Source organism: Kurthia sp. ISK08 (genome assembly GCF_046159805.1).
Lineage (GTDB): Bacteria > Bacillota > Bacilli > Bacillales_A > Planococcaceae > Kurthia > Kurthia gibsonii.
The window spans coordinates 47,475-53,952 of the sequence record NZ_JBJXHL010000010.1 but is presented as its reverse complement, the minus strand read 5'-3'; the positions used below and the strand labels follow the sequence as shown (position 1 = coordinate 53,952).

The following is a 6,478-nucleotide window of genomic DNA, read 5'->3' as shown; positions in this document are numbered from 1 at the left end:
GCTAAAGTAATCACTCATCTGAGTGGTTACTTTTTTTATGTTTCAAAAGAGGGAAGCCTTTGAAAAAATTGAAGGAAATGCTGTGGTATTTAGCAGCGCAGAATATCGATTTTGAGCATAATTTTACTTTCTGCAAGACTTTTAATTAGTAAAAGAGACTTGAGTTGACTATTCTAATGTGAAATCGAACTTTGGTTCTTCGAAACGGGCCACTCGCACTGTAGTTTGGAACATTCACCTGAGTAAACGGAACATTGGGTCATCGAAACGGATCACTCGCTCTAATTATCTAATCCAATTCTTTTTTCATTTTATAAATATAATAAAATAAAGGTTAAAAAATAATTAAGGTTTTTTAGAAAAAAACTATTGCAAACCCCCCATACTTATATTAGAATAAAGAAGTCGAGAAGAGAGAAAACGACACAAAGTGAGCTTTAAAAAGATTTTGAAAAAAGCTTGCAACGACATAGAAGATATGTTAGAATAATATCATAGAAGAAATGGTCCGGTAGTTCAGCTGGTTAGAATGCCTGCCTGTCACGCAGGAGGTCGCGGGTTCGAGTCCCGTCCGGACCGCCATTTATATTTATGTAAACACAGCAGATGGTGCTGTGTTATTTTTTTTGTTTAAAAACGAATACATTCACTTTGAAGAAATAAAGAATTTTCGATAGAATAGATAGATAAGTATGTTGTGAGAGGACGAAATACATGACAATTGAAATACCGATTCAATCACTTGAAGAAACACAGCAATTAGCAGAAAAAATAGCGACACGTTTACAAGCTCAAGATGTTTTAACGCTTGAAGGAGATCTAGGGGCTGGAAAAACAACTTTCACACAATTTTTAGCTAAAGGGTTAGGTGTGAAACGCCACGTTAATAGTCCAACCTTTACGATTATGAAGCAATATGAAGGACGTATCCCTTTCAATCATTTAGATGTATATCGCTTAGCAGATAGCGACGAGGACTTAGGTTGGGATGAGATTTTCTATGGTGATGCGGCGACAGTTGTAGAATGGGCACAATTAATCGAGCCAGACTTACCAGCAGAGCGTTTAGACATTACGATTAAGCGAATCGATGAGAATCAACGTTTATTTATATTAACGCCAATTGGCGAGCGTTATACGCTATTATGTGAGGAGATTATGAGATGATTTGGTTAGGAATTGATACAGCAAATACACCGCTTGCGATTGCACTTGTAAAAGACGGTCAAGTAATTGCGGAAGAAGTCGCAAATATAAAATTGAATCATTCTGGTGGTGCGATGCCAGCAATCGATCGTTTATTTGCGCATACAAAAATGCAACCTGCTGATTTAGATGCCATTGCAGTGAGTGAGGGGCCAGGCTCTTATACAGGTGTACGAATTGGCGTTACGATTGCCAAAACATTGGCGTGGACATTAAATATCCCAATCGTAGGTGTATCGAGTTTAAAGGTATTGGCTGCAAATGTACCATACTTTCCGCATGTGATTTGCTCGCTTGTAGATGCTAGAAGACAAAATGTGTATGCAGGTGCATATAGTAGTAAGGATTCATTGGAAGTTATTATTGAAGATGGACATTATGAATTAGAACAATTATTAAATCAATTAGACGCATTAAATCAGCCTATCTTATTTGTTGGTCATGATGTTGAAGTCTTTTACGAAAAAATCGTTGAATGCTTAGGAGAACGTGCTTTACGTGCCCCGTATCCTTTTAATCTACCAAGTGCTAGTCAATTAATCTATTTAGCAGAGCAACAGCCACTACCAGCTGCTGAAACCGTTCATGCATTTGTACCAACATATAAACGAATTGCAGAAGCTGAAGCTAACTGGATTAAAGAACAGAAGGCAAAACAGCATGATTAAATATCGTTTAATGACCGTAGAAGATGTACCTGCTGTTCATCATATTGAACAAATTGCATTTCCGACTCCATGGACATTAGATTCCTTTTATTATGAGATGGAGAAGAATCCACAAGCACATTATTTTGTTGCTGTAAATGAGGAAGAAAAGGTTATTGGTTTTTGTGGCATGTGGGTCGTATTAGATGAGAGCCAGATTACAAATGTCGCTGTATTACCAGAAGGACGAGGAAAAGGCATTGGGGAAGCATTGATGCGTGAAGTCATTGCCTATGCAAAATCTTTAAATGTTGTTGTCATGAGTTTAGAAGTACGTGTGACAAACGAAGTCGCACAAAATTTATATCGTAAATTAGGTTTTCAAGAAGGTGGTATTCGTAAAGGATACTATACAGATAATCAAGAGGATGCTCTTGTCATGTGGGTGAATTTATAATGGAAAAAGATTTTTATGTATTAGGTATTGAAAGTAGTTGTGATGAAACAGCCGCAGCCATTATTAAGAACGGAACAGAGATTGTTTCGAATGTTGTGGCATCTCAAATTGAAAGTCATAAACGTTTTGGCGGTGTTGTACCAGAGATTGCTTCTCGTCACCATGTTGAAAATGTGACGCTCGTTATTGAAGAAGCATTAACAAAAGCGGGTTTACAGCCATCAGACTTAGATGCAGTATGTGTAACAGAAGGTCCAGGACTTGTAGGCGCATTACTCATTGGCATTAATGCAGCGAAAGCCTTTGCATTTGCACATCAGTTGCCATTAATCGGTACGCACCATATCGCAGGTCACATCTATGCGAACCATCTTGTACAACCGATGGAATTCCCATTACTAGCTTTAGTTGTATCAGGTGGTCATACTGAGCTTGTATTGATGAAAGAACATGGCTCATTCGAATTAATCGGTGAAACACGTGATGATGCAGCAGGTGAAGCATATGATAAGGTAGCGCGTGTATTGAATATTTCATATCCGGGTGGCCCGAAAATTGATCAAATGGCACATGAAAGTGATGGAGCTGTTAATTTTCCGCGCGTGTGGTTAGAAGCAGACTCATATGATTTTAGTTTTAGTGGTTTAAAATCAGCAGTGATTAACTATCAACATAATGCAATTCAGCGTGGTGAAGAAGTTAATCCACATCATGTGGCGAAAGGCTTCCAAGATAGTGTGGTAGAGGTATTAACAGCTAAAACGTTGCGTGCTGCAAAAGAATATCAAGTCAAACAAGTCATTGCAGCAGGTGGTGTTGCAGCGAATAAAGGGTTACGTGCTTCTTTAGAAAAAGTATTTAAAGAAGAAGGAATTCCATTCTATGTACCACCACTACCATTATGTACAGATAACGCCGCAATGATTGCAGCAGCAGGTACAGAAATGTTTAAAAGCGGTGTCCGCAGTGACTGGAGCCTAAATGGTCGTCCAGGTATGGAATTAGTATCGTGGAATCGTAAATAATGATGAAATAGTAGCGGTTTTCTCATGAGAAATGGGAAAATCGCTTTTTTAATGGTGTGTAAATGTGAGAAGAAGAATTTGTAAATCACTTGAGTTTTACACAGTTATTTGTGGATAAATTCAGAAAATTCTGTGGGTAATGTGGACAAGTGCTGTGGATTCCGATTATATAAGCACCTTACCTGTGTATAACTTTGTGGAGATTTTTACAAGTTATACACAATTTCAGTGGATAAATGGAAATTGTAGGTAGTATGTAGTTGCTTTGTTAGAAAAGCAATCAGCGCAAAAATCTAGATTCGTCACAAGATATTATTGTAATAAAAAATAAAGAAGGTATCAAGTTTCCATTTGGAAAAGACACCTTCTTTTTTATATTTATAATTGCTCTAATTCTTCTTGTAAAGCGAGCCACTGTAATTCATATTCTTCATGCTTTACTTTTTCTTCATCTAATTGTGTTTGAATGATTAATGCTTTTTCGTGATTTGAAAATACGTCAGGATCACATAGTTCTTCTTCTAGTTTTGCAATGGTTGTTTCAAGGTCGCTCATAATCTGTTCAATATCTTCAATTTGACGTTGAATTTTACGTTCTTTTTTCTTCGTCTCTTTGTCGATGGCTTGATTCGATGTAGGTACTTCCTTTTGAATGATTGGCTTTGTTTTTATAAGAGCAGCTTTTTTTTCAGCTGCGATTTCAGCTAACTCTTCTTTTTTCTCTACATAGTAATCATAATCACCTAAGTATTCAAAAGAACCCTCATTCGATAGCTCGACAACTTTTGTTGCAATGCGATTGATGAAGTAACGGTCATGTGATACGAAGATGAGCGTACCCGGGAAATCAATTAGTGCATTTTCCAACACCTCTTTACTATCTAAATCAAGATGGTTGGTCGGCTCATCTAAAATCAGTACATTATTTTTCTCAAGCATGAGTTTCGCGAGCGTTAAACGTGCTTTTTCGCCACCTGATAGATCGTGTACGATTTTATCGACGTCTTCTCCTGAGAAAAGGAAACGACCAAGAACAGTACGAACATCTTTTTCATTCATTAGTGGCCACTCATCCCAAATCTCACGTAGTACGGTACGATTCGTAGAAAGTTTTGCTAAATCCTGATCGTAATAACCGAGTTGCACATTCGTACCATAACGAATATCACCTGACAGAGCAGGTAAATCTTTTATAATTGTTTTTAATAGTGTAGATTTTCCGACACCGTTTGGACCAACAAGGGCGATACGGTCTTTTCGATAGGCACGCATGTTAATATGTTCAGAAATTGGCGTTTGTCCATAACCGATTGTGAGGTCATCAACGGATAACACGTCATTACCACTTTGCTTTTCGATATCGAATGTAAAAGTAGCTGATTTTTCATCGCCATCAGGAGAATCCATCCACTCGGTTTTCTCTAAAACTTTTCGACGAGATTGTGCCATCTTCGTAGTCGATGCACGCGCTAAGTTCTTTTGGACGAATGTTTCGAGTTTTGCCTTTTCGTCCATTTGTTTTTCATAAAGTTTTAGGTCGCGTTCATAGTTCTTTGCTTTTTGATCTAAGTAACTTGAATAGTTACCTGTGAACTTTGTGACATGATGACGAGAAACTTCATAAACAATAGACACAACTTGGTCCAAGAAATAGCGGTCATGTGATACGATAAGGATAGCGCCGTCGTAGTTTTTCAGGTAGTTTTCAAGCCAGTTTAATGTCTCGATATCCAGGTGGTTGGTCGGCTCATCCAGAATGAGTAATTCAGGTTTTGTTAAAAGTAATTTTGCTAGAGCCAGTCTTGTACGTTGACCACCAGATAATGAAGATATAGACTGTTCATAGGAATCAGGATAAAACTGCATACCATGTAGAACAGAGCGTGTATCCGCTTCATATTGGAAGCCGCCGCGTTCTTTAAAATCATGTTGTAGCTGGTCATATTCAGCTGTGATTTTTTGATAACGTTCTGCATTTTCATAAATCGTAGGTTCAGCCATCTGCAACTCAAGTGAACGAATTTGTTGTTCAAGTTGTTTTAATGGTTCAAATACGGTCATCATCTCATCCCAAATGGATAAATCAGATTCTAGACCAGCATGTTGGTCTAAGTAGCCAAGTTTAATTCCTTTTGGCATAATAATCTCACCAGAGTCATATGAGAGTTGACCTGCTATAATTTTTAAAAGAGTAGATTTACCTGCGCCGTTTCGGCCAACAAGTGCGACGCGATCCCGATGTTGAACTTCGAGTTTAACGCCACTTAAAATTTCATCTGCAATATATGATTTATATAATTGATTGACTTGTAATACAATCACTTTCGACACCTCAGTTCAATCTTAAGTGTAACGAAATGCTGTCATTGGTGCAATGGTCATCTATCTAAATTGTATAACCAGATTCGTAGGAGGAAACATGTTTGAAAGAGAATTATAGGATACCGCAGGCCACAACGAAAAGACTTCCGCTGTATTATCGCTTCATCCAAAATTTTGCGGATGCAGGAAAGAATAGAATTTCATCAAAAGAGTTAAGTGAGGCCATGCAAATTGATTCAGCGACGATTCGTCGTGACTTTTCATATTTCGGACCACTCGGTAAAAAAGGGTACGGATATGATGTACAAAAATTACTTGTGTTCTTTAGAGGCGTCCTTGATCAAGATCAACGTATGAATGTAGCAGTAATCGGTATTGGTAACTTAGGTCATGCCTTACTGAAGTATAATTTTCAAAAGAACCATAATATGAAAATTGTTGTAGCATTCGATACGAACTATCCAATGGAAGGGCAGCTTGTAAATGGTGTACCTGTTTTCCATCCAGATGTGATGGAAGAGAAGTTTGAAGAATTCAAAGCAGAACTACCTATTTTAACTGTACCAGCACGTTCAGCACAGTTTATGACAGACCGATTAATTCAGATGGGTGCGAAAGGTGTGTTGAATTTTACACCGGTTCGTCTGCAAGTACCGGAGACATTCCGCGTTCATACAATTGATTTATCGATTGAATTGCAAACGCTTAGTTACTTTATTCGAAATGTGGAAGAATAGTCTTAAATATTCAGTTTTGTAGACCGAAAGAATAATATACAAATGACGAAGTGTGGAGTAGAATGTAGTTATCAAATTGAGGAG

The 6,478-nt window shown here is 37.8% G+C and carries 6 protein-coding genes and 1 tRNA gene; 6 read left to right on the top strand and 1 reads right to left on the bottom strand.

What is annotated here, in order from left to right; all coding sequences use genetic code 11:
* The first annotated feature begins 505 nt into the window (after nucleotides 1-505).
* The 5 genes from ACKVQX_RS14140 (at nucleotide 506) to tsaD (ending at nucleotide 3,335) form a co-directional block, all read left to right on the top strand.
* Nucleotides 506-582: transfer RNA gene (locus ACKVQX_RS14140), tRNA-Asp, on the top strand.
* Nucleotides 583-714: 132 nt separating this feature from the next.
* Nucleotides 715-1,167, top strand: coding sequence for a tRNA (adenosine(37)-N6)-threonylcarbamoyltransferase complex ATPase subunit type 1 TsaE (gene tsaE / locus ACKVQX_RS14135; protein WP_121178251.1), 453 nt, complete (start codon nucleotides 715-717; stop codon nucleotides 1,165-1,167).
* Nucleotides 1,164-1,874 (top strand): tRNA (adenosine(37)-N6)-threonylcarbamoyltransferase complex dimerization subunit type 1 TsaB, encoded by a 711-nt coding sequence (tsaB, locus tag ACKVQX_RS14130; protein WP_409136436.1) that lies wholly within the window; start codon nucleotides 1,164-1,166, stop codon nucleotides 1,872-1,874. The genes tsaE and tsaB overlap by 4 nt, the downstream gene beginning before the upstream one ends.
* Nucleotides 1,867-2,310: a ribosomal protein S18-alanine N-acetyltransferase gene (gene rimI / locus ACKVQX_RS14125; RefSeq protein ID WP_409136435.1), complete on the top strand. Its 444-nt coding sequence runs from the start codon at nucleotides 1,867-1,869 to the stop codon at nucleotides 2,308-2,310. The genes tsaB and rimI overlap by 8 nt, the downstream gene beginning before the upstream one ends.
* Entirely contained in the window at nucleotides 2,310-3,335 is a 1,026-nt protein-coding gene (gene tsaD, locus ACKVQX_RS14120; protein ID WP_336664008.1) for a tRNA (adenosine(37)-N6)-threonylcarbamoyltransferase complex transferase subunit TsaD, read from the top strand. The genes rimI and tsaD overlap by 1 nt, the downstream gene beginning before the upstream one ends.
* Before the next feature lie 378 nt (nucleotides 3,336-3,713).
* Here the strand turns inward: tsaD and ACKVQX_RS14115 are convergent, their stop codons facing one another.
* Complete coding sequence (locus ACKVQX_RS14115; RefSeq protein WP_409136437.1) at nucleotides 3,714-5,657, bottom strand: ABC-F family ATP-binding cassette domain-containing protein; 1,944 nt, start codon at nucleotides 5,655-5,657, stop codon at nucleotides 3,714-3,716.
* Between the two features lie 101 nt (nucleotides 5,658-5,758).
* Here ACKVQX_RS14115 and ACKVQX_RS14110 point away from each other — a divergent pair, with 101 nt between their 5' ends.
* The gene (locus ACKVQX_RS14110) at nucleotides 5,759-6,394 is read left to right on the top strand and encodes a redox-sensing transcriptional repressor Rex (protein WP_068450630.1); all 636 of its coding nucleotides are present in this window, start codon (nucleotides 5,759-5,761) and stop codon (nucleotides 6,392-6,394) included.
* Nucleotides 6,395-6,478 lie beyond the last annotated feature (84 nt).